This is a genomic window from Paenibacillus algicola (genome assembly GCF_005577435.1).
Taxonomy (GTDB): domain Bacteria; phylum Bacillota; class Bacilli; order Paenibacillales; family Paenibacillaceae; genus Paenibacillus_AQ; species Paenibacillus_AQ algicola.
This window is the reverse complement of the sequence record NZ_CP040396.1, coordinates 1665426-1686232: the sequence shown is the minus strand read 5'-3', so window position 1 is coordinate 1686232 and position 20807 is coordinate 1665426. Positions and strand designations below refer to the sequence as shown.

The 20807-nt window shown below is 53.3% G+C and carries 18 protein-coding genes; 2 read left to right on the top strand and 16 right to left on the bottom strand.

Features of this window, described 5'->3' with window-relative positions; genetic code table 11:
- Positions 1–31 precede the first annotated feature (31 nt).
- From E6C60_RS07490 to E6C60_RS07420, 15 genes are all read right to left on the bottom strand, one after another.
- Positions 32–1978 (bottom strand): stage V sporulation protein D, encoded by a 1947-nt coding sequence (locus E6C60_RS07490; RefSeq protein ID WP_138225287.1) that lies wholly within the window; start codon positions 1976–1978, stop codon positions 32–34.
- A gap of 83 nt (positions 1979–2061) precedes the next feature.
- Positions 2062–4230: a penicillin-binding transpeptidase domain-containing protein gene (locus E6C60_RS07485; RefSeq protein ID WP_233281174.1), complete on the bottom strand. Its 2169-nt coding sequence runs from the start codon at positions 4228–4230 to the stop codon at positions 2062–2064.
- A gap of 84 nt (positions 4231–4314) precedes the next feature.
- A complete protein-coding gene (locus E6C60_RS07480; protein ID WP_138225285.1) occupies positions 4315–4719 on the bottom strand; it encodes a cell division protein FtsL in 405 nt (134 codons plus the stop codon).
- Positions 4720–4752: 33 nt separating this feature from the next.
- Entirely contained in the window at positions 4753–5706 is a 954-nt protein-coding gene (rsmH, locus tag E6C60_RS07475) for a 16S rRNA (cytosine(1402)-N(4))-methyltransferase RsmH (protein ID WP_138225284.1), read from the bottom strand.
- Between the two features lie 63 nt (positions 5707–5769).
- Positions 5770–6207, bottom strand: coding sequence for a division/cell wall cluster transcriptional repressor MraZ (gene mraZ, locus E6C60_RS07470; RefSeq protein WP_138227683.1), 438 nt, complete (start codon positions 6205–6207; stop codon positions 5770–5772).
- A 216-nt stretch (positions 6208–6423) separates the two neighbouring features.
- A complete protein-coding gene (locus E6C60_RS07465; RefSeq protein WP_138225283.1) occupies positions 6424–7692 on the bottom strand; it encodes an adenosylhomocysteinase in 1269 nt (422 codons plus the stop codon).
- Between the two features lie 28 nt (positions 7693–7720).
- On the bottom strand, positions 7721–9352 hold the full coding sequence (gene bshC, locus E6C60_RS07460; protein ID WP_138225282.1) for a bacillithiol biosynthesis cysteine-adding enzyme BshC: 1632 nt from the start codon (positions 9350–9352) through the stop codon (positions 7721–7723).
- A 203-nt stretch (positions 9353–9555) separates the two neighbouring features.
- The gene (locus tag E6C60_RS07455; protein ID WP_138225281.1) at positions 9556–10494 is read right to left on the bottom strand and encodes an ABC transporter ATP-binding protein; all 939 of its coding nucleotides are present in this window, start codon (positions 10492–10494) and stop codon (positions 9556–9558) included.
- The gene (locus E6C60_RS07450; RefSeq protein ID WP_138225280.1) at positions 10491–11486 is read right to left on the bottom strand and encodes an ABC transporter ATP-binding protein; all 996 of its coding nucleotides are present in this window, start codon (positions 11484–11486) and stop codon (positions 10491–10493) included. Before E6C60_RS07450 ends, E6C60_RS07455 begins: the two co-directional genes overlap by 4 nt.
- A gap of 13 nt (positions 11487–11499) precedes the next feature.
- Positions 11500–12450: an ABC transporter permease gene (locus E6C60_RS07445; protein WP_138225279.1), complete on the bottom strand. Its 951-nt coding sequence runs from the start codon at positions 12448–12450 to the stop codon at positions 11500–11502.
- Positions 12450–13382 carry an ABC transporter permease gene (locus E6C60_RS07440; protein WP_279591685.1) on the bottom strand — a complete coding sequence of 311 codons (933 nt, stop codon included), beginning with the start codon at positions 13380–13382 and terminating at the stop codon, positions 12450–12452. The genes E6C60_RS07445 and E6C60_RS07440 overlap by 1 nt, the downstream gene beginning before the upstream one ends.
- A 25-nt stretch (positions 13383–13407) precedes the next feature.
- Positions 13408–15057 carry a peptide ABC transporter substrate-binding protein gene (locus E6C60_RS07435; RefSeq protein ID WP_138225278.1) on the bottom strand — a complete coding sequence of 550 codons (1650 nt, stop codon included), beginning with the start codon at positions 15055–15057 and terminating at the stop codon, positions 13408–13410.
- Positions 15058–15187: 130 nt separating this feature from the next.
- The gene (locus E6C60_RS07430) at positions 15188–15562 is read right to left on the bottom strand and encodes a DUF3397 domain-containing protein (RefSeq protein ID WP_138225277.1); all 375 of its coding nucleotides are present in this window, start codon (positions 15560–15562) and stop codon (positions 15188–15190) included.
- Positions 15563–15576: 14 nt separating this feature from the next.
- Positions 15577–16557, bottom strand: a complete 981-nt coding sequence (locus E6C60_RS07425) for a ketopantoate reductase family protein (protein WP_138225276.1) — start codon at positions 16555–16557, stop codon at positions 15577–15579.
- A gap of 173 nt (positions 16558–16730) precedes the next feature.
- Positions 16731–17381, bottom strand: coding sequence for an RsfA family transcriptional regulator (locus tag E6C60_RS07420; RefSeq protein ID WP_138225275.1), 651 nt, complete (start codon positions 17379–17381; stop codon positions 16731–16733).
- A 288-nt stretch (positions 17382–17669) separates the two neighbouring features.
- Between E6C60_RS07420 and E6C60_RS07415 the strand changes: the two genes are divergently transcribed.
- Both E6C60_RS07415 and E6C60_RS07410 read left to right on the top strand, forming a co-directional pair.
- Entirely contained in the window at positions 17670–17906 is a 237-nt protein-coding gene (locus E6C60_RS07415; protein ID WP_138225274.1) for a DUF2626 family protein, read from the top strand.
- A 296-nt stretch (positions 17907–18202) separates the two neighbouring features.
- Complete coding sequence (locus E6C60_RS07410) at positions 18203–19204, top strand: hypothetical protein (protein ID WP_138225273.1); 1002 nt, start codon at positions 18203–18205, stop codon at positions 19202–19204.
- 103 nt (positions 19205–19307) lie between these two features.
- Here the strand turns inward: E6C60_RS07410 and E6C60_RS07405 are convergent, their stop codons facing one another.
- The gene (locus E6C60_RS07405) at positions 19308–20465 is read right to left on the bottom strand and encodes a type 2 periplasmic-binding domain-containing protein (RefSeq protein ID WP_138225272.1); all 1158 of its coding nucleotides are present in this window, start codon (positions 20463–20465) and stop codon (positions 19308–19310) included.
- Between the last annotated feature and the right edge of the window lie 342 nt (positions 20466–20807).

The window sequence follows — 20807 nt, the reverse complement described above, 5'->3', positions numbered from 1 at the left end:
CGCCATTCTAAATCCATGAAAAAGAGAGTCCCTAATGACTATGCTCCTCTTCGCCGGATGCATTCCCCATATATATTCGAATGGTTGAACCTCGCTCCACCCGGCTGCCCGCTTTGGGAGCCTGGTTGATGACGACGTTGCCTGTGCCTGACTTGGCCAGGTTGAAATTCATATTCAGATCCTCATACAGATCCTGAATGGTGGCTCCTACCAGATTCGGCACGGTAACTACCGGAGTTTCGCCGTATTTGTATTCCCTTGCCAGCTGATCACTACGCTTGGGCACCTTTAGGTAGTGCAGCGAATCCTCCAGAATATTCTGGACAATAGGTGCCGCGACGACGCCCCCGAACTGAATGCCCTTCGGATTGTCCACAGCAGCGTACACGACGATCTCCGGATCGTCAGCCGGCGCAAACCCGATAAAAGAAACAATATGCTCGGTAGTGGAGTAGCGGCCGTTAATGACCTTCTGGGCGGTTCCTGTCTTGCCTCCGACACGATAGCCGTCGATAAATGCCGGGCGGCCGGTCCCTTTCGCTACAACGCTCTCCAGCGCTTCGCGAATCTGCTTAGAGGTTTCTTCCGAAATGACCTGCCGGACGGGCGCAGATTCAATTTCATCCACAACCTCACCGGTTTCCGGATGAATCCAGGCCTTGGCGACATGCGGGGTATACAGCTTGCCCCCATTGATCGCAGCCGAGACGGCAGCCACCTGCTGGATGGGAGTTACAGACACCCCCTGTCCGAACGAGGTCGTTGCCAGCTCCACGGGACCAACCCGGTCCAGCTTGAACAGAATCCCGTTCTCTTCGCCGATCAGGTCAATGCCGGTTTTGGTACCGAAGCCAAAGTCGCGGATGTAATCGAACAACGTTTCTTTACCCAATTTTTGACCCAATGCGACAAAGCCGGGGTTGCAGGAGTTCTGGACGACCTCCATAAAGGTCTGGCTGCCATGGCCACCCCGCTTCCAGCAGCGCAGTCTGGCACCGCCAACCTCAACGAACCCCGGGTCAAAAAACATGTCGTTCTTCAGATCAACCTTTCCCTCTTCCAGCGCTGCAGCAAGCGTAATAATCTTAAAGGTAGAGCCCGGCTCATATGTCATCCAGATCGGCAGGTTCCGGTTATACACACTCGAATCCGCCTCACGGTAATGGGCCGGTGAATATCCCGGACGGCTGGCCATCGCAAGAATTTCGCCGTTTTTGGGATTCATGGCGATGGCCCAGCTGGCGTTTGCCTGGTATTTCACCATGGCCTGATCCAGCTCCCGTTCCATAATCGACTGCAGAGACTTATCCAGCGTTAATTCCAGATGAAGTCCGTCCTTCGGCTCGACATATTTCTCCGAGGAACCCGGCATCAGCCGTCCTCCCGCATCCGATAAATACGAGATGCTGCCGTTCAGGCCGCTCAGCTGGTCATCGAATTTTTTTTCGGTGCCGGTCAGGCCCTGATTGTCAATGCCGGTAAAGCCAAGAATATGTGCCGCCAGCCCTCCATAAGGATAGTAGCGCATATTATCCTCGGCTACGACGATGCCCGGCAGCTCCAGATCACGAATTTCCTGAGCCAGCTCCATCGTGATCTTTCGCCCGCCGGGCTTCAGCCGCTCGACCATTGAACCCTTTTTGGTAATCACTTTATACACCTGATCCTTGGTCATACCCAGCTTGGCTGCCAGCAGCTCTGCCGTCTTGTCCGGCTCTTTAATCTGGACCGGAATAGCCATAATGGTGGGTGTACTGATATTCGTAACGAGCGCCTCTCCGTTCCGATCGAGAATATTGCCCCGTTCGGCGGTATAGGGAATATTACGGCGCCACAGCTCCTCCGCCTTGGCCGACAGCTCTGCGCCTTCACCCAGCTGGACATAGGCAAGCCGGATGACCAGGGCAGCAAACATCATTACAAGAAATAACAGGCTCCAGAACAATCGCTTTCGTCTAGATACTGCAGAAAATTTCAAAGCTCATTCCCTCCCCGTTCACCTGTTTACTCATAGAAAGCTCTATCTGATGAGTATTCGGTACAAACGGGGGATAGAACAAGCTACTCCTCGTCCTTCTCTCCGGACTCCTGCCCGGCTTCAGCTTCGGGCTCCCCTTCAGGAGACTCTCCCTGCAACGATTCCGAGGACGATTTCAGCGTAAGGTAAACCACCCGGCCGTCCTTCTCCTTCGTGACCTTCTGATCGGCAATATAGCCTTCACCCTGCACATTGACCTTCACCTTCATCAGGTTCAGAATTTCCATAGCATCACGAAGTGACTCCCCCCGCATATCCGGGATTTCCATCTGGGCTGCATCCTCGGTCAGGAGGTAAATCCGCTGGCCGGCAGACAACGCCGTGCCCGGCGCGGGAACCTGCTTGACCAGGCTGCTTCCACTGCCGAGCACCTCATACACAAAGCCTTCAGCCAGCAGCTTGGTCTTGATATCCTTCATGCTCATGTCGGAAAGCTCCGGTGCAACCCGTGTATCCGGCTGCAGCGCCGCTGCTTTGGCGGCTGTCGTATCCTCGGCAGCCTCCTCCGTCTTGGGAACACCCCAGTATTTCAAAGTCTGGGATACAATCTTCTGAAACAGCGGCGCTGCTACTGCGCCGCCCCCGAGCTGATCATTCGGCTCATCCACAATGACGAGCACAGCGATTCGGGGATCATCGACAGGAGCATACCCCGTGAAGGAAGCCACCAGCCTTGTGTTATCACTGTAATCACCCTTAACGGCCGTTCCGGTCTTTCCTGCAACACGGTAGCCCTCGATAAAGGCGTTATAGCCTGTGCCCTGCTCCTGATCGGCAACAACTTGCTCCAGGTAACCTCCGGTCTTGCGTGCGGTTTCCGGTGTGATGACTTGACGCACCAGCTCCGGCTGAATAACCTGAACCTCACCGGTATTAGGGTCCTGAATTTCCTTGACGATTTGCGGCTTCAGCAGCTTGCCCCCGTTAGCCACAGCAGATATGGCTGCAATCTGCTGAATCGGGGTAACCGAGACGGCATAGCCATAAGGCACCGTGGATATGTCAATGTCCCGGCTCATGTTCAGAATGCCCAGACTTTCGCCCGGAAGCTCGATGCCCGTCTTGCCGCTAAACCCGAACAAATTAATGTAATTCGTCAGCCGTTCCTTGCCGAGCATTTCATAGCCCAGCTTGACGAAGGCAACGTTACTGGAGCGCTTGACGCCCTCCAAATAAGTGATCGTTCCCCAGCCGTTGCGCTGGATATCCCAGTGCGTCCGTCCTCCGGACCGAATCGATCCGGATTTATAATAGGCATTGGGGTCAAACAAATTCTCCTGAATGGCACTGGCCAGCGTCACAATCTTAAAGGTCGAGCCCGGCTCATAAGTGGAGCGGATCGCATGATTATAATAATTGCTGTAATCCGATGCTACTTCCCAGTAAGTATTGGGATCAAAGGTAGGCAGATTCGCCATCCCGAGAATTTCCATGGTGTTCGGATCTGCCGCGATGACGGTCATGCTGACGGGCTCATATTGTTCATAAACCTCCCGCATGGCTTCCTCGATATAATGCTGAATGGTATCGTCAATGGTCAGCTTTATATTGCTGCCATTCTTGGCCGGCTGATACACATCGTCCGCAGACGGCAGCTTGACGCCTTTCTTATCGCTTTTATATCTGGCAAATCCGTCCACGCCCTTGAGCTGCTCATCGAACATGAGCTCAAAGCCGTCCCGTGCCTGTCCCTGCCGATCGGTATAGCCCAGAATATGGGCTGCCAGTGAATGACGGGGATAAAAGCGCTTGTTCTCCGCAATCAGGTTAATTCCGGAATCCGGAACCTTTCCTTCCGACTGCAGCTGCAGCTCCAGCTCGTCCATCAGGCCCTGAATTTCTTCCCGCTTTTCTTCGCCAATCTTCCAGCCTTCATTTCGTACCTCGCGGTTGATCAGGTAATTCCCCTTATCGTCCTTGGCTGTGACCAGCTTGACCAGCTCATCCTTGTTCTTGCTAAGCAGCCGGTTCAGCCCATCAACCACCTCGTCCTGCAGCCCGTTGGCTTGAATTACCCTCGGATTGACCACTACGGTATAAGCCGGTGCATCCATAGCAAGGATATCGCCGTCCCGGTCCGAGATCGTGCCCCTTGAAGCTGTGAGCGTCTGCTCCCGTTCCCAGTTCTGCATCGCTCTTTCCCGCCAGGAGTCCGTATCGACGACCTGCAGCCAGAATACACGGACTATCAAAACAGCAAAAAAGAGGGTGATGAATCCCCCTATTAGCAGTGAACGCATTTTAATTTTTTTGATCATCGGTTCAACCTCACTATCCTAGTTTCCCGACGCCTTGCCTGCAGTACCTGCAGCATTGCTATGGCCCGGTAAGTGAATGGCCTCGCTCTGCTCAGCCTGGATATATCCAAGCTCCTTCGCCTTTTGAACAATTCCCATCTCCAGTGTCTGCTTCTTGACCTGCAGGACATCCATGCTCTTGCCTGCTTCATGGATCTGATAGTCCGACTTCTGGATCTGCCGGTTGAGCTCGTACATCTTGACGTGGCCCATTCCGATCCAGCCCATCACCGCGACTACAAACATGACAGACAGCAGATAGAGCAGTTTTTCTTTCTGGGGCAGCTGGGAACGGCGTCTGATTACCGTTGTTTTCTCAACATATCCATTGTGGCGTTCCTTCTGTCTCTCCTGAACGGCCAGGTTTCCGCGGGTATAGGCCATGGCTGAATTCTCCTTGTTTGTTATTGGGTCAATCTACAATTTCTCGGCTATGCGCAGCTTCGCGGAGCGGGAACGCGGATTCATGGCGATCTCCTCATCCCTTGGAATGATCGGCTTCCGATTCACCAGCTTCAGCTGTCCTTCTCCCCCGCCGCATACGCACATTGGAAAATCAGGGGGACAGGTGCATTTGGCAACATAGCTGTTAAAAATTTGCTTGCAAATCCGGTCCTCCAGCGAGTGGAAGGTAATGACCGAAACTCTGCCGCCTGGAGCAAGGCATTTCACGGCCTGATGCAGCGCATCCTCAAATGCCCCCAATTCGTCATTCACGGCAATGCGCAGTGCCTGAAAGCTTCGCTTCGCAGGGTGGCCTCCCGTACGTCTTGCAGCAGCAGGAATCCCTTCTTTGATGAGCTCCACCAGCTGCCCTGTCGTTTCAACACGCTGATTGGCTCTTTTCTCACAGATGACCTTGGCGATCCGCCTGGAAAACTTCTCTTCCCCATACTGATACAGAATTCTGGCAATTTCCTGCTCCGGCCATTCATTGATAATCTCCGCTGCCGTAAGGCCCGCTGACTGATCCATTCTCATATCCAGCGGTGCGTCATGGTTGTAGCTGAACCCCCGTTCTCCTTCGTCGAACTGAGGCGAAGAAACACCGAGATCGAACAATATTCCGTGAACGCGCGACACGCCGTCAGCATCCGGCTCCACCTGCTCTTGCAGCACCTGTTCAAGATCTCTGAAGTTGGTTTTGACAAGCGTCACTTTATGCTCTTCCTGGCCTAGAACCTCCTTGGCGTTATCTAGCGCCCAATCATCCTGATCCAGTGCAATCAGACGACCCTGATCACCAAGCTGGGAAGCAATTAAAGCACTGTGGCCGGCTCCTCCCAGCGTACAGTCCACGTAAATCCCTTCCTGCTGGATGCGCAGCCCCTCTGTCGCTTCTTCTTTTAGTACCGTGATGTGATGAAACAAGCTGCAGCCCTCCATAATGTGCAATTCATCCTGAACATTGTCTTATGTACGGATTGTCTTTCTCTATAAGTCAAAATTAAAATCAACCAGCTTCTCGGCAATATCATTAAACGCTTCTTCTGACTGCTGGTAGTATTCATTCCATTTGTCCTTGCTCCATACCTCGACCCGGCTGGATACGCCGATCACGACACACTCTTTATCCAGCTTGGCGAACTCGCGGAGATTGGTCGGTAAATTTACCCTTCCCTGTTTGTCCCATTCGCATTCCGCTGCACCGGAGAAAAAGAACCGTGAAAAGGCCCGGGCATCGGATTTCATCAGCGGCAGTGATTTGAGCTTCTGTTCCATGACAGCCCATTCTTCATGAGGATAGACAAAGAGGCATTGATCCAGCCCTCTGGTAACAACAAAAGAGCTGCCTAACAGTTCCCGGAATTTGGCAGGGATCGTTAATCTGCCTTTATCATCGATGTTATGCTGATACTCCCCCATAAACATCCGGTCACTCACCCCTTACCCCATTTCCCCCACTTTACACCACTTTCCACCACATTAGAATAATAGATTCTTCGTTTTTAATCAAATTCCTTCTGGTTTTTAACCATTTTTTCAGGATTACCGGAAATTCCCCAAATTGAAAAAAGCTCTGCCGCCCCTTTGCAGGAGAGACAGAGCTTCTCGAAGACTTGGCCAAACCCTTATAAATCTGTGATTTTAGTGCTCAGCCCAGCTGTCCAGGTATGATTTCTGAACCTCGCTAAGCTGATCAATTCCCATTCCAAGACTCTCCAGCTTATAGCGCGCTACCTGCTCGTCGAGCTCGTAAGGCACGTTCACGACCCGGCTTCCTATGCTGTTGTGCAGATCGTTGACATATTTCAGAGAAAGCGCCTGAAGCGCAAAGGTCATATCCATAATTTCTGCCGGGTGGCCGTCTCCCGCTGCCAGGTTGACAAGGCGTCCCTCGGCAAGCAGGTAAATCTTGCGTCCATCCTTCAGCTGATATTCCTCAATGTTGCGGCGTACCGTCCGTACAGATTGGGAGCGGGCTTGCAGCTCCGGCTTGTTAACCTCTACATCAAAGTGACCCGCATTGGACAAAATCGCGCCGTCCTTCATCACATCATAGTGCTCACCCGTGATGACATCCCGGTTGCCCGTGACCGTGACGAAGAAGTCACCCTCGCGTGCCGCTTCATGCATCGGCATAACCCGGAAGCCATCCATGTACGCTTCCACGGCCTTGATTGCATCGATTTCGGTGACAATGACATTCGCTCCAAGGCCCTTGGCCCGCATCGCCACGCCTTTACCGCACCAGCCGTAGCCCACGACGACCACAGTCTTGCCCGCTACAACCAGATTCGTTGTCCGGTTAATGCCATCCCACACGGACTGTCCTGTGCCGTAACGGTTATCGAACAAATATTTACAGTACGCATCATTAACGGCAACCATCGGGAACTTCAAGGCGCCTTCCTTCTCCAAGGCTTTCAGGCGCAGAATGCCTGTAGTCGTCTCCTCGGCACCGCCGCGCACAGTTTCCAGCAGCTCTGGACGCTCTGCATGCAGGATCGTTACCAGATCTCCGCCATCGTCGATAATCAGATCCGGCTTGGTTTCAAGTGCCCGGATCATCAGCTCTTTATATTCTTTCGGCTCCGGATTATATTTTGCAAACACGGTAACGCCGTCCTCTACCAGCGCTGCACATACATCGTCCTGTGTTGACAGCGGATTACTGCCCGTAATGGTTACGTCCGCGCCGCCAGCCTGAATAACCTTCGCAAGGTAAGCTGTTTTGGCTTCCAGATGAAGAGATATGGCCACCTTCAGTCCCTTAAAGGGCTGCTCTGCTTCAAACTGCTTACGAACCTTGTTCAGCACAGGCATATGCGCCTCAACCCAGTCAATCTTCAGATGTCCTTCCGGTGCCAGACCCAGATCCGTAATAATACTGTTCTCTACTGATTTGGAACTCAAATGTAACGCCTCCCATGAATCATATAATTTAAAGATAAACCGCCCGGTGCTGTCCGGTATCATCATAAGTCAAGCTCAGCAGCTGATCAATAAGCCCCATTCCGTAACGGTTCAAATAATAAAACACATTATATACGCGCTCCTGCGGACGTCCAAGCGGCATCAGCTCGGTTTCAAGGCAATCCCACTGTCTCAAGGCTGCACGATGCTGCTGCTCCAGCGCGAGCCTGGAGCGGTCCAGCAGGTAGTCCATTTGTTCCAGAATTTTGCCGTGGTTCACTTCACCCAGGCGCATCAGACCTGGCTGCAGCCGCCCCAAATCCTGAAGCAGCGGCTCATACAAAGCGGTAAAAGCCGCCTTCGTCTCCTGAAACCGATCACTCAGCCCGACCTCATCCTGCTCCTCCAGCCAGCGGCTTCGCTGCTCGCCCAGTCCCTGCACAATATCCTGGAAGCTCACGTTGTATTTATCCATCCATTTGGGCAGCGTCGGGCTGACAAGGCTGAATGACATTCGCGGCAGGATCAGCGGCATCTGAAGCTCCAGCTCCTGAAAAGCATGCCGCGTGATGGCCCAGTACGAGATCTCCCCTTGGCCCAGCACCGTACCAAGCACCGGGAGAACAGCATCCTGCATTAAGGGCCGTGTAAGAACATTATTGCTGAAGCGCTCCGGATATGCACGCAATTCATCCAGCAGCTCCTCCTCCGAGAAGGAGACCAGCCCCTTGCGGTCTGTAAACCGGCCTTCCTCCTTGAACAGCAGGAGCCGCTTGTCCTCATGCACATAAAACAGATTAGCTCCATCAGGGTGCACCTCGGCCTGAACCTCATACGAAAGGCTCTCGAGCTCTCCTGCTGCTCTCTTATACGCGTCAGTCAATGCATCACTGCGGGTAATCAGCTGTTCAAAGACCGGCTTCTCCAGAGCTCTCAGGCCCCGGTCTGCAGAATCCATCAGAACCAGCCCATGCTTCCCGAACAGCTCTCCCATCAGCTGGGCAAAGGCTCCGCTTAATTCTTCATGCTTCGACGCCCGCTGCAGCACATCCAGCACGTCCTTCTTAAACGGACTATCCTCCAGCAGCTGCTGAATCTCTTTTAATGCTTCATCCCATTGAGTCCGGCTCACCGGAGTGTAGCTTACAGAGGTGCGGGATGCCCCTTCGCTATCCATGCGGATTCTGGAAGGGCCCTGATCTCTAGCCGGCAGGTAGGTATGATTTACCTCATCCCAGTCATGGTCCTCCCCGGCAATCCAGAATACGGGAATTACCGGTCGGCCCAGCATAGCCTCTGCCTTCCTCGCTGCCTGAATGATAGTAATGGCCTTATAGATGACGAGCATGGGGCCTGTGAACAGACCGCTCTGCTGCCCCCCGGCAATGACCAGAGCATCCTCCTTCTCCAGCAGTTCCAGAGATTTATGTACCTCGACATGTGTATTATGGACATAATCATTGTAGCTGCGCAAACAGCCTGCCAGCGCCGAGCGGCTGATATATCTGCCGTAGCTCTGACTCAGCCAGTCTGCCCGCTGCTTCCATGCCGCAGGTTCCCAGGGACTGCCGCCGTAAAATGGACTCACCTGATCGTAATGATGTATATAGTCATACGAAAGCCGGGAGCCGCCGGACAAAGGCTCCGGAATGATATTCATGAAAGCTCCTCCTATTCTCGCGGGTGCTCAAGTTAACTTACTTTATTAAAGCCTTTCTTGATTGTACCGAATGTGAGGCTTCTCCGTCAAAGGAAAAGAAAACAGCAGGGCACAGCCCGGCACCGGATCAAAAAAAAACCGTTCCTTCTACAAATGGATCCTGCCGGCCACTTGCAAAAGAAACGGTTATGTTGTCACACAGCTCAAGCATACGGCTTGCTCACCCAGTGCCCCGGTGACACCTCAACCAGCTCCGTGTCCTGCTCTTCCAGCAGCACGGTTCCGTCCTCGCCCTTCACCGCCGAGATCGGTCCCTGACCGCTGTCCTCCATCGTCAAGCGCTGCTTGCTGCTTTCAATTTCCGGATCAGGGACCGGGATGGCAGACAGCAGGGTCTGCGTGTACGGATGAATGGGATTTCCATAAAGCTCCTCGCTTTCAGCCAGCTCAACCATTTTGCCCAAATACATGACAGCGACTCGGTCACTGATATGCTTGACCATAGACAGGTCATGGGCGATGAAGAGGTACGTCAGTCCCAGCCGCTCCTGAAGGTCCTTGAGCAAATTTACAACCTGTGCCTGGATGGATACATCCAGCGCAGATATGGGCTCGTCACAGATGATGAACTTCGGATTAACCGCCAGAGAGCGGGCAATGCCGATCCGCTGCCGCTGACCGCCTGAGAATTCATGGGGATACCGCGTGGCATGATCGCTGTTCAGTCCGACCATATCCAGCAGCTCCTCGACCCGCTTCTTCCGCTCTGCGCGGCTGCCGGCCATCCCGTGAATGTCCAGCGCTTCGCCGATAATATCCGTGACCGTGAATCTGGGATTCAAGGACGCATAGGGGTCTTGAAAGATCATCTGCATATCGCGCCGCATGACCTTCATCTTGCGGGGTGACAGCTTGTAAATATCGGTGCCCTGAAAAAACACACTCCCCGCTGTCGGCTCATACAGCCGCAGAATGGTGCGGCCTGCCGTCGATTTGCCGCAGCCTGACTCACCGACCATGCCAAGCGTCTCTCCCTCATGGATTGTAAAGTTAAGGTCATCTACAGCTTTCAGAACCTTGCCTCCGCCCACTTGAAAATACTTTTTCAGCCCTTGCACCTGGAGCAGGACGTTCTCCTTCATGACGGCTCCGCCTCCTGTGCCATCGGATGCAGATTCCAGCACCGGGCCATATGCGTATGACTGAACACGGTTGCACCCGGATCAATCCGGGCGCAGATTCTCATAGCCTCCTCACAACGGGCTGTAAAGGAGCAGCCCACCGGCGGCTTAATGAGATCCGGAGGTGTACCCATAATCGGAATCAGCGGCTCATCCTTTGGCTGATCCAGGCGGGGCATGGAACGCAGAAGACCCTTGGTGTACGGATGCTGAGGGTTTTTGAAAATTTCCCATTTGTTCCCCGTCTCCACAACCTCACCGGCATACATGACAATCACACGATCACACATCCCGGCCACGACGCCGAGATCATGAGTAATAAGGATGATCGACGTCCCCAAACGACGCTGCATGTCCTTCATCACATCCATAATCTGCGCCTGGATAGTAACATCCAGCGCGGTCGTGGGCTCATCAGCGATCAGCAAAGACGGGCTGCAGGCGAGTGCGATGGCAATCATGGCCCGCTGCCGCATACCGCCGGAGAACTCATGAGGATATTGATGAAAACGCTCCTCGGCATGCTTGATGCCGACCAGCTTCAGCATCTCCACGGCTCTGCTTTTGGCAGCGGAAGAGGACAGGCCCTGATGCTTCTCCAGCCCTTCTGTGATCTGGCGTCCGATCTTGAGCGTCGGATTCAAAGAAGTCATCGGGTCCTGAAATATCATGCCGATATCCTTGCCGCGGATGGCTTCCATCTGCTTGTTGCTTTTTTGCAGCAGGTTCTCGCCCTTGAACAGAATCTCCCCTCGCTTGATCCGCGACGGCGGTGAGGGAATCAGACGCATAATGCTTTGGGCGGTCACGCTTTTACCGCTGCCGGACTCCCCTACGATGGCGACAGTCTCGCCTTTATGGACCTCAAAACTCACGCCGCGGACCGCCTTCACCTCTCCGCCCCTGACCTCAAAAGAAACATTCAGGTCCTTGACCTGTAAAATCGGGTCCATTTTCATCACACTCCTACTTTTTCAGCTTCGGATCCAGCGCATCCCGCAGCCCGTCCCCGAAAATATTGAAGGCGAGCATCGTCAAGCTGATGAACAGCGCCGGAAACAGCATCCGCCAGGGATAATACATCCAGCCCGATAACGCATCATTGATCATCGAGCCCCAGGACGCAACGGGTGCCTGCACACCCAATCCAAGGAAGCTTAAAAACGATTCCGCAAAAATCGCATTCGGCACCGACAGGGTCAGCGTCACGATAATGGGACCCATGGCGTTCGGAATGAGATGGCGAAACAGCAGCCGTGACGTGCCGGCGCCCATGGACCGGGAGGCAAGGACATATTCGCGGCTCTTTAGCTGCATAATTTCCCCGCGCACGATCCAGGACATATTAATCCAGCCTGTAATGGTCAGTGCCAGAATGATCGTGCCCAAGCTCGGCTCGAAGACGACGAGCAGCAGAATCGTAACCAGCAAGTAAGGGATGGAGTATAAAATCTCGGCGAATTTGTTCATGATTTCATCTACACGGCCTCCGAAATACCCCATCAACCCGCCGTAGATCACGCCGATTACAAGATCGATCGCCGCCGCTGCCAGCCCTACCGTCAAGGAGATTCGCGCGCCCATCCAGGTGCGAACGAAGACGTCTCGTCCGAGATCATCTGTCCCGAACCAGTGCTCTGCGGAAGGGGGCAGATTCGTGCTCATCAGATCATTCGTTTCGTAATCATAGACCGAGATCATCGGTCCAATGACCGCCATGATCAGGATCAGCAGCATGATGAGCATACCTGCCATGGCGAGTCGGTTTTTTTTCAAGCGTTCCCAGGAATCCCGCCAGGCGGAAAGGCTCTCGCGCTGAATGACCTCCGATTGCTTCTCATCCGGACCGATCTTCTGAAAGTCCTCCGCCTTCAGGGCTTCGTCAAAGCTGTGTGTCGCATTACTATTGACTGCCATCAGGAGCCCCCTTTCCCGCTGCTCAGCTTAATCCGGGGATCAATCAGGCCATACGCGATATCCGTCATAAACCGGGCCAGCATAAGCAGAATGCCATAGAAAATGGTAATGCCCATAATGACCGTATAATCCCGGTTGGTAATGCTGTCGACGAATTGCTTGCCAATGCCGCCGATCCCGAAAATCTGCTCGATGACCACCGAGCCTGTAATCACGTTGGCCGTCATCGGTCCCACATACGTCACCACCGGCAGAATACCGTTCCGGATCACGTGACGAAGCATGATAGCCAGCCCGTTCAGCCCCTTGGCCCTGGCCGTCTTGATGTAATCCGAGTGCAGCACCTCCAGCATGCTGGAGCGCGTCAGGCGGGCGATAAAGGCCACGGGCTGGGCGGAAAGCGCAATGACCGGCAGCACGTAATCGAGAGGGCCGTCAAAGCCCATAACGTTAAACAGTCCAGCTTTTTCCGCGAGAACATATTGCAGCAGCGATGCCAGCACGAAGCTGGGAACGGCAATGCCCAGCACCGAGAGAATCATCGCCGTGTTATCAATAAGCCTCCGGTGATAGAGGGCAGCCAGCATGCCCAGCAGTACGCCGACGAGGACAGAGAGGACAATCGCAGCCAGCCCCAGCCGCAGGGATGGGCCAAACGTATCGACAATGATCTCTGTCACACTTTGGTTCTGCTGCTTCATGGACAAGCCGAAATCTCCGGCGGCGATGTTGCTTAAGTATTTTGTATATTGCTGAAAGACCGGCTTGTCCAGATCATACTGCTCCATCAGCCTTGCCAGGATTTCAGGGGAAGGCTTCTTCTCCCCCATAAACGGGTCTCCCGGTATAGCCTTCATCAGAAAAAAAGTGGCGGAGATCAGAATGAACAACGAAACCAGCATATACAAAAACTTGCTCCCTACGTATTTCAATTCTGTACCCTCCTTGACATCAGCATCACTCTACATAGGCGCGTGTAAAATCAATATCACCCTTGAAGTCAATGCCGATGCCCTTCATCCAGGGCTTGATCAAGGAGACGCTGGAGTAATAGTAGATTGGCATCACGATCTGCTGCTCCTGGACCAATATTTTTTCAGCCTGAGCCATCAAGTCCATACGCTGGGTATGATCATCCGTGGCATAAGCATCCTCTACCAGCTGATCATAGACTGCGTTCGAGAAGCCGGTATCATTGTTGCCGCTGCCTGTTTTCCAGATATCAATATAGGTCATGGGGTCATTGTAATCTGCGCCCCACCCTGCCCGGGCGATCTGGTAGTTGAGATCGGTCCGGTTCTTGAGAAACACACCCCACTCCTGATTCTGAACCGAGACGTTGACGCCGAGATTTTTCTTCCACATATCGACGATCGCAAGGGCGATTTTCTTGTGATTATCATCGGAGTTATAGATCAGGGTGACCGCGGGCAGCTCCGTATAGCCCTTCTCCTTCATGCCCTGCTCTAACAGCTGTTTGGCCTCTTCTATATTTTCTTCAAAATAGTTCTCCGAGACCTCTGTGCGGAACTCCTCCTCCTTCCCCTTGATCCCCGGCGGAACGAAGCCATAGGCCGGAAGCTGTCCGCCCTGCGTGATCTTGTCCACAATGGCCTGCCGGTCAATGGCCATGGAGAACGCTTTTCGGATATTCACATTATCAAAAGGCTCCTGAGTCGTATTGAACACATAAAAATAGGTGGACGAAATCCCCTTGATGTTCAGCTCGTCCGGCATCTGCTCCTTGACCGCCGCCAGCTGATCTGTCGGGATATTGCCTACGGGATGACCGGCATAATCCAGCTCATTGTTGCGGTAGCTGGACAGCTCGGTGGCCGAGCTGTTGACGATGCTCATCTGCACTTTTTCAAGCTTGATGTTATCCTGATCCCAATACTGGTCATTCTTTACCATCTCAATCTTCTGTCCCTTGGTCATGGAAGCCAGCTTGAACGGTCCGTTGCCAATCAGCGTCTCGGGCTGGGTAGCCCATTTCTCATTGTCCTTGACAGAGGCGTGAAGCGGGAAGTAGGTCTGAAACGACATCAGGCTTAGAAAATACGGCGTCGGGTTCTCCAGTGTAACCTCCAGCGTATAATCATCGGTCGCCTTGACGCCGACGTCTTCGGCTTGATCAAGCTCTCCCAGATTGTAGGCTTCGGCATTTTTGATATAGTACAGCTGGTAAGCATACGGAGGAGCAGGCGCAAAGGAAGGATCCAGCACCCGTTTCCAGGCATATTCGAAATCCTTCGCCGTGACAGGATCACCGTTGCTCCATTTGGCATCCTGTCGCAGGGAAAATACATACGTCAAGCCGTCCTCTGAGATCGTCCAAGACTCCGCAGTACCGGGAACTTCTTCACCGTCCGGCCCTTTGCGTGTCAGTCCCTCAAAAATGGCATTAATGATCGTATTAGAGTTATTGTCCTGCGCTTGTCCGGGGTCCAGCGTTGGCGGCTCGGATGCAATATTCATCCGGAATACCTGCTCCCGGGGCTTGTCGCCTGCAGCCTCCTCCTGATTGCCTGCTCCGCAGGCGCCAAGCAGGGATCCACAAGCAAGCAGGGCTGTCATGAGCAGCAGGTGATACGTGCGCTTTTTCATCTTATACGCTCCTTTTTCTAATTCCTGATCGTTCAAGCTGAAGCTGAAGTTCATCAAAAAAAGCCCTGCAGGATGCTCCCTGCAGGACTTGCTTGAGATGATGCCGGGATGACATAAGCCTATCTTCCCCTCACATCACCTGGAATATGTATTGAACCACGCCAATAAATATAAACAATATGTAGCTGATGCTCATCGTCACAAACGCCAGTCTCCAGACGACACGGAACAGGCGCCGGCCATCCACCCTGCCCTTCCAGCGGTTCTGCGCTCCGCCAATAATCCCGGCTGTAATAAGCAGCAGCAGCAGCGTCAGGTAGAATCCCCATCTGGATTCAAACAAAATGTTAAACAGCGCAGACACAGATATTAATAGGAATAGGGTCGTAACGTCCATAGAGACTCGAATCGCCTGCTTCTTATCCCGGGTTCGGTAGTAGGCGATTCCATAAGCAAGTCCGCCGGGTATAAACGGCACCGCACTCATTGCGATGAGAATGTTCATGACGCATGCCTCCTTTAATGGTGTAAGCCTTCGATCAGCCGCCAAATGAGACGATGGGCCGCAGCCTGTACCCCGCATCCCTCAGCCAGATGCACAATGCTTCCGTTAATAGCAGCAATTTCCGTTTCCTTCCCCTCCTCCACATCCCTCAGCATGGAGGAGGTGTTGCCCGAGGTGGCGCGGCAGACACCGAGAATGCGCTCCCATAAATCCTCGTCATAGGAGATTCCACAGGCGCGGTACACCGCCGTCCCCTCCTCATACAGCAATCTCATGAAGGCAATCCGTTCGTCTGAGGCCAGCAGCTCTCCATTTGTGACACGCCAAAGTGCAGTTAACGGATTAATGACGGCATTGATCAGCAGCTTCCGGTACATGAATTTATCCAATGAATTCGACAGAAAGGTCTTAAATCCTGCTTGATGCATCAGATTCTTCAGCTCCAGCTCCCCGTTACCGCTATGATTCCCAGGTGCCCCTTGTAATGCAGGCTCCTGTGGATGCAAAGCCTTCATCAGGCCCAGATGCGTTTCCCCAGAGCCCGCATGCACGACCTCTGCGAGCCCCGCTCTGCTAGCCCCTTCTGTCGTCACTGCCGTGTACACCTGCCAGGCAGGGAGAAGCTTGTTCAGCCGTTGAACATGTCCCGTACCATTCTGCAGACAGACCAGGCGGTGTCCTTGATAGGGCACAAAGAGCTGTTCCGCAGTCTCCTTAACAGCTCCCTGCTTCACAGTCAGCAGGGTAAAGTCTGCATCTTGCGGCCCTCCCCGCCCATGATACTCATCAATAGAGCTTACTGTAAGCCGCTCCTGATCTGCGGCCTGGATGGCTACCTGTCCCTCCAGATTCCGGATTACGATTCCGCTGTGCTGAATGACTTCCTTCTGCTCCCGAGTCCGGCACCACAGCGTCACCCGCGCTCCCGCATATGCCAGCCGGCCTGCGAACAGCAGGCCTAGCGAGCCTGCTCCGACAATATGTATACTCAGCATTACTGCACTCCGCCTATCTTTAGGTTTTTGCTGTATAGTATATATGAAATGGCACACCCCTGCCCATGCAGGCACGAAATTTTCTGTACAATAAAACAAGGAAACAACGGCTCAGGCTCAACTCCTGTGCCGCTATTTCCTTGCTGGCTGGATCTGCATATCACTGCGGGGCGCTATTCGATCCGCTCCAGATTGCCGTTGGCATCCATCTTGAATCGAGTCTTCAGCTCTTCCTCTTCCTCGCTCAAAAAAGCGAGTCTTCTGGCCCGGTCCATAATCTGAATTAATGCCTTGTAATCATCATTCACGACATGATAATCCGTCTTGACCAGGCTAACCTCCTGGGACAGACGCGCATTTTCACTCCGCAAGCGGGCAAGCTCCTCTTCCTTCTCCCGAAGTGTACGCTCCAGCGCGCGATGCTGCTTTCCGCTTTCCTGCAGCCCGCCCTTCCATTGCCGCAGAAAACGGATGACCGCATCAATGGACAGTGATTCCTCGCTGGCCGTTTCTCCTTTGTAGCCCTCTGGCGCAAAATCTGCCTCAGTCAGGCCTGCCACCTGAGCTCCGCCTGCCGCCGGCTGCTTCTTGTAATAGCTTCGCTTTTGCCGCTGGGATTTCGCGATGGCGATGGCTTCCTCATACTTTTTACGGACACAGCTATTCCACCGGAACCCGCAGGCTGCCGATGTCCGGCCAATCCGTTCGCCAACCTCCTCAAACGCTGCCAGCTGTGTGCTTCCTTCCCGAATATGCCGTAAAGTCACCTCGGCCAATATTAAATCGTCTTCCTCGCTCCATGCATCCTGTCTCACTGCCGACATATTATAAACCCTCCTAACAACATCCTAAAGTAACCGTCTTCACGTCCGCTTCCTGCGGCTGATGAATAGGGTATAAAAGCTGGTTTATTCATTCCTATGCTTCTCATAGAGTTCATAGAATCTATTTGATACTAAATTGTATTTCCACTTTGGGGACAGAACATACGCCAGCAGGCTTTTTTAAAAAAATGAACAAGCCGCTGCACTTAGGCGTTTACACGTTTTTGCCATGGCGGTATAATGTACATAGCAATAAGGGTCCTTACATATGAGAGGAGGATATGAATCGTGGCACGCATGTTCCGAGTGCTCGGCTTTTTTACGTTAACAATCGGTTTAATGGCATTTGCCGGCGAATTGGTTGAAATGGCTCTGCTCTTCTTCCTGCAGACGGCCTTCTTTGTAATTCTGGGATATCTTAAATTCACGGAGAGAACGTATATTACGCTCTTCTGGGCTTATATGCTCGTAACCTTCACGGGTTTCAGCTATTGGACGATCTTCCATATGGGTATGCCGCTTTAAGATCCCGGCGTAAACAAAGTAAGAAAGCGATCAGGCATTGCCGGTCGCTTTTTTTACTTTGTCATCGACTTAGGCTAATCGTGGATGAAGAAGCCGCTGTACAAGCATTTCTATTTGCGTCGAGATCATCATATGCTGGTTAAATAGTGGAGAACTTCCGAAATGGCGTTTATTCTCTCAAGGGGGTAATTGAGGTGTACATACGTTTCTTGAAGCCTTGCTTCCTAATATGCTGCTGCCTGGCCTTGATATTCTCCCCGGCTGGCTCTTCTCCCATCGCAGCATCCCCCCTTCCGATGACCGTGGACTCTGAAGAAGCGCGACAGCTGCTGCAGGACAGCCTGTCCATCGTTGAGATCGATAAAGAAATACAGCGTATCGAGCTCCGGCAGCAGGAGCTGCGGCAGGATCAGACATCACTGGAGAAGCAGATCCGTCAGCTGGAGCAGGATATCGACGTCAGGCGCGAGCAGGCCGGGCAAATCCTGAGAGAGTATTATATGGGTGAGCGCAGCAAGCTGTACACGCTGCTTTTGTCGGCCAGCAGCATTTCGGGATTTTTTAGAATTATGGAATTTTATGAGCTGGTGATCCAGAATGATCGTCAGGTGCTGGGGGATTATGAAAGGCAGTACAAGGCGCTGAGTCAGGCCCAGAGAGAGTCCAGTCTTAACGCCATACAGCTGGAAGAGGTGAAGGACAGCCTGATCCGGCAGCGCTCGCGCATTGTTTTGCTGGAGGAGCAGGTGAACAGCACCCTTGAAGGAAGCAGCAATCCGGAGGCCATGACCCGGCTTATGGAGGAGTTTACGATGTATTGGGAGAATGTCGGCTTGTACGAGGTCAAGCGGCATTTCCGGGCCCTTGCGGATGCCATGCAGCAGCTACCGGATTTCATCCAGAGCGGGGAGAGCATTCTAAAGACCAATGGCCGCACTTATACCATCGATTTGCACGAGGAGCAGCTGAACCGCTTCCTGCGCGCTCAGAACGAGGTGTTTGAGGCGTTTGCGTTTCAGTTTGATGGCGGAAAGGTCATCGCGGCAGGAGAAAGCGGCAGTCTGTCACTGCGGATTGAAGGGCAGTATTCCATCGTCAACGAACCGGAGAATGCAATTATGTTCGAGGTGGAGAAGCTTGTATTTAATGAGCTGGAGCTGCCGGATACGACCCGTCAAGAGCTTCAGAAGGAATTTGATATGAACTTCTATCCCAAGATGCTGGTCTCGTTCCTGAAGGCGACAGAGGTGACCAGCGATGACCAGCGGCTGCTGGTCAAGCTGCTGCTGGATCTCTAATTCAAAAAGAGGATGCCTCACCGGTTAAAGCCCCGGGGGTGCATCCTCTTGCTGTATCTGCTGTCTTTACCGAAAAAGCGCCGGGCACTCCTTCTTGCTAAGCTCATTCGGAAAGCAGCTGCTGGATACTGGATTCATAGACCGGGAAGCCTTCCGGCTCACCAAAGGTTAGCTGTGCGGATGCCCCCTGCTGCAAATAAGTGTCCAGGGACTCAAACGCGAGCGGCGCAGGCAGCGGAGTAATCGCGCTGTCATCCATCACAGTTCCGGAGGATAATAAGGAATAACGCCCGGTCACGCTCAGCCATTCATCACTTCGGGCAGCGGCTTGGGTCATTGCCCCAACCCACGTAAGAGCGGTGCTGGAGGTCTCCCGTCCTCCTGTTAATGCAAAGCTTCGCGACTGGATAACTGGTGCGAAGCCGGAGTTGTCCGGAGCAAGCAGCATAACCTCGTAGCCTTCTGGCCAATCCTGGTTCACGTCAGAGGCGGCGGCGATGCGCAAAGGGGCCAGCTCCGCTGAACCCTCAGCTATCCGCTTCTGATACTCTTCCGTGCTTTCCTGGAGCAGCAGCTTACTAAAGGACGGTATATCCAGCTTCGCTGTCTCCTCTTCTCCTGGCTGCTCGGGATTGCCTCCGGCCGCAAATACGGCGGCAGCAAAGGCGTAGGGATCCGCTGGGTCGATGGAGAACAGCGGGCTGCGCTGCTCCCGATACGCTGCAGGCTCCGGCGGCTCCTTCCCTGCTTCATATACCATAACGTAAGGATCAGCATCCAGTGGAATGCCCCACTGATAGCCGTTCCACTGTAGCAAGGGCAGCAGCCCGGCAGGAAGAGCGGATTCCGGGATTCCGGATGGCACCGCCTCCAGAGGAAACAGCAGGCCTTTGATGGCCAGCGGCTTAATATAATGACTGTCCAGCAGCAGTATATCCGGTCCTTCACCCAGCCGGAGACGCTCTGTCATGCTGCCTTCATCCCAGTCTTCCATATTCTCAATGTTGACCTCAATGGAGTTCAGCTCCATAAACTGCTCATTCCACTGGTTCAGCTGGGTCAGCTCCTTCTCCCCCATGCTGACACCGACCGTAATGGGCCCGGGATCGGGCTTTTCGAGCCCCGGCGACGGATCCGCCGGGAGTAGAGCTTCACCGGGAAGCTCCCGCACACCACTAGGAGTGATATCGAAGCTTGGTGATAAGCTGGTTAATGACAACAGCAGCACTGCGAACAAGAAACCGTATTTTCGGCGCCTCACGGCTTGAATCACTCCCTTTTTCAGATTTCTGCCCTTATATTACCAGACTTGCATCATGCTTGTCCTACCTTTTTCTGTTAATTGTCACTTCATCACGCCACCTTATCCAGAAAATAAAGAGGCTGTCCCTCAAGATCTAGGGCCTCCCTGACCAGCGATAAGCTTGAGAGTGCTGTGCGCAGAGAACAACCGAGGGTTTAGACGTTTTCTGCTTCGAGGCCTGTCTAAAGTGAGCCTTGAGGTCGGATGGCTTTCGCTTCCCCATAACCTGTTGAAGAAGGCGGCAATAGACCACAATAAAGACATGGCGGTGCTGGGATCACCTCCCTGACTCCACCATGT

What these genes read in the sequence shown, in the direction of transcription:
- E6C60_RS07455 (WP_138225281.1), bottom strand. Translation starts at nt 10,494, where the DNA reads ATGAAGGAGAACGTCCTGCTCCAGGTGCAAGGGCTGAAAAAGTATTTT.
- E6C60_RS07450 (WP_138225280.1), bottom strand. Translation starts at nt 11,486, where the DNA reads ATGGACCCGATTTTACAGGTCAAGGACCTGAATGTTTCTTTTGAGGTC.
- bshC (WP_138225282.1), bottom strand. Translation starts at nt 9,352, where the DNA reads ATGAATATCATTCCGGAGCCTTTGTCCGGCGGCTCCCGGCTTTCGTAT.
- E6C60_RS07420 (WP_138225275.1), bottom strand. Translation starts at nt 17,381, where the DNA reads ATGTCGGCAGTGAGACAGGATGCATGGAGCGAGGAAGACGATTTAATA.
- E6C60_RS07425 (WP_138225276.1), bottom strand. Translation starts at nt 16,557, where the DNA reads ATGCTGAGTATACATATTGTCGGAGCAGGCTCGCTAGGCCTGCTGTTC.
- E6C60_RS07430 (WP_138225277.1), bottom strand. Translation starts at nt 15,562, where the DNA reads ATGAACATTCTCATCGCAATGAGTGCGGTGCCGTTTATACCCGGCGGA.
- mraZ (WP_138227683.1), bottom strand. Translation starts at nt 6,207, where the DNA reads ATGTTTATGGGGGAGTATCAGCATAACATCGATGATAAAGGCAGATTA.
- E6C60_RS07445 (WP_138225279.1), bottom strand. Translation starts at nt 12,450, where the DNA reads ATGGCAGTCAATAGTAATGCGACACACAGCTTTGACGAAGCCCTGAAG.
- E6C60_RS07435 (WP_138225278.1), bottom strand. Translation starts at nt 15,057, where the DNA reads ATGAAAAAGCGCACGTATCACCTGCTGCTCATGACAGCCCTGCTTGCT.
- E6C60_RS07480 (WP_138225285.1), bottom strand. Translation starts at nt 4,719, where the DNA reads ATGGCCTATACCCGCGGAAACCTGGCCGTTCAGGAGAGACAGAAGGAA.
- E6C60_RS07410 (WP_138225273.1), top strand. Translation starts at nt 18,203, where the DNA reads ATGACCGTGGACTCTGAAGAAGCGCGACAGCTGCTGCAGGACAGCCTG.